Here is a 2,277-nt window from a genome sequence, read left to right as displayed (position 1 = left end):
GGTCAGGGCGAGGGCTCCAACTACCGGCCATGGGTCACAGTGACTTCGTTCAGCAGCTTGGGCGTGAATCGCCCCGGTTTTCGCGGAGGCTCAACACTCTGAGAGGATTGAGCCATGAGCAAGTCGAACAAGTTCTCGCCCGAGGTGCGCGAGCGCGCAGTGAGGATGGTGCAGGAGCAGCGCGGAGAGTACCCGTCGTTGTGGGCGGCCATCGAGTCCATCGCCCCGAAGATTGGCTGCGTGCCGCAGACCTTGAACGAATGGGTCAAGCGCGCCGAGGTCGATGCCGGCGTGCGCGAAGGCATCACGAGCAGTGATGCCCAGCGGATGAAGGAGCTTGAGCGCGAGAACAAGGAGCTGCGCCGGGCCAACGAGATACTGAAGCTGGCCAGCGCGTTTTTCGCCCAGGCGGAGCTCGACCGCCGGCTCAAGTCCTGAAGGACTTCATCGACAAGCATCGCGATACCTTCGGGGTCGAGCCGCTCTGCAAGGTCTTGCAGGTCGCCCCGTCGGCGTATCGACGCCATGCAGCGCTGCTGCGGGAGCCCCACAAACGCTGTGCCCGAGCGCATCGCGACGAGGTGCTGGCGCCGCAGATTCAACGTGTCTGGCAGGCCAACATGCAGGTCTACGGTGCCGACAAGGTGTGGCGGCAACTGGCACGCGAAGGCGTAGCCGTTGCTCGCTGCACGGTCGAGCGATTGATGCGCAAGCTGGGGCTTCGCGGTGTGATGCGTGGCAAGGTCGTGCGAACCACGGTCGGTGATGCCAAGGCCCAGTGTCCGCTGGACCGGGTCAATCGGCAGTTCCGGACCGAGCGGCCGAACCAGCTGTGGGTCAGCGACTTCACGTATGTCTCGACCTGGCAGGGCTGGTTGTACGTGGCCTTCGTCATCGACGTGTTCGCCCGTCGCATCGTGGGCTGGCGGGTGAGCAATTCGATGCGAACGGACTTCGTGCTCGATGCGCTGGAGCAGGCCCTCTACGCCCGGCAGCCTGAGCGCGATGGGAGCCTGATATGCCACAGCGACCGCGGGTCGCAATACGTCAGCATCCGCTACACCGAACGGCTCGCCGAGGCCGGCATCGAGCCGTCCGTGGGCAGCAAGGGCGACAGTTATGACAACGCTCTGGCCGAGACCATCAACGGCCTGTACAAGGCCGAGCTCATCCATCGCCGAGCGCCTTGGAAGACGAAGGAGGCTGTGGAGTTCGCGACGCTCGAATGGGTGTCCTGGTTCAACCACCATCGCCTGCTCGAACCCATCGGGTACATCCCGCCCGCAGAGGCTGAGGCAAACTACTACCGGCAACTCGCCAGTCAAGCCACAACGGTGGTGGCCTGACTTAAACCAAACAGCCTCCGCAGAAACCGGGGCGATTCAGGGTGGCGCGGAAGTGGGCGTTAAGTGGAAGCGCGTCTAGCTCCCGGCTCGAGAAACATCGCTGGCATCTGTTCGACGGCAGGCGCAACCGCACAGTGCCGCTGGCGCAGGCGATCCAGCCGATGGTGAAGGTCGGCGCGGTGCGGAAGAAGGGCCACCGGCTGGGCCCAGTGGCGCGCGCTGATCGAGGATCGCTGTCTAGCGGCGCCAGCCGCGCCGATTAGCGGTGCGCGCCGCTTCAGTCCCCGACGCGTTGCAGCTCGGCGCGAAGCCGGGCGGCGCGTTCGGCGTAGCCCTGCGCGCTCGCGTGTAGATTCGCCACCTCGGCGTCGGTCAGCGGCCGGGCCACCTTGGCCGGCGCGCCCAGGACGAGGCTGCGATCGGGAAACTCCTTGCGCTCGGTCACCACCGCGCCGGCGCCGACCAGGCATTCGCGGCCGATCCTGGCCCCGTTGAGCACCACCGCCTGGATGCCGATCAGAGAGCCGTCGCCGATGGTGCAGCCGTGCAGCATGGCCTGGTGGCCGACGGTCACGTTGCGCCCAATGACCAGCGGGTAGCCGGGATCGGCATGCAGCACCGCGCCCTCCTGCACGTTGCTACCGGTGCCGATGCGGATGGGCTCGTTGTCGCCGCGGGCGACCGCATGGAACCAGACGCTGGCCTGAGCGTCGACCTGGACATCGCCGACCAGCGTGGCATCGGGCGCGACGAAGGCCGAAGAGTCCACCTGGGGTTGTTTGTTCTGAATTTGGTAGTAGGGCATTGAAGACGACGTGTGGTGAAGTAGCTGATCTGTGCCTCAGCGCATAACGAAGCGGAACGCGATCTTTTCCGCTGCGCTGAGGGCGACCTCAATGTCGATCGGAGTGCCGCGGGGCGGCTTTTGCAA

General features: G+C 65.5%; 2 protein-coding genes and 1 other annotated feature. Of the genes, one reads left to right on the top strand and one right to left on the bottom strand.

The features are described 5' to 3' along the window. The first annotated feature begins 114 nt into the window (after positions 1 to 114). A protein-coding gene (locus VLG41_RS21630; RefSeq protein ID WP_414652526.1) for an IS3 family transposase occupies positions 115 to 1,346 on the top strand; the annotation gives its coding sequence in 2 pieces (ribosomal slippage) (positions 115 to 406 and positions 406 to 1,346; 1,233 coding nt in all). Further along, positions 393 to 509 (top strand) — a sequence feature (AL1L pseudoknot). (Overlaps the previous gene by 117 nt.) A 277-nt stretch (positions 1,347 to 1,623) precedes the next feature. On the opposite strand, the gene VLG41_RS21625 is transcribed toward VLG41_RS21630, so the two are convergent. Beyond that, the gene (locus VLG41_RS21625; RefSeq protein WP_325351446.1) at positions 1,624 to 2,151 is read right to left on the bottom strand and encodes a gamma carbonic anhydrase family protein; all 528 of its coding nucleotides are present in this window, start codon (positions 2,149 to 2,151) and stop codon (positions 1,624 to 1,626) included. Between the last annotated feature and the right edge of the window lie 126 nt (positions 2,152 to 2,277).

This window comes from Hydrogenophaga sp., from assembly GCF_035481345.1.
Taxonomy (GTDB): Bacteria; Pseudomonadota; Gammaproteobacteria; order Burkholderiales; family Burkholderiaceae_C; genus Hydrogenophaga.
Note: the sequence above shows the minus strand (reverse complement) of the source record. Positions and strands in the feature narration are given on the sequence as shown.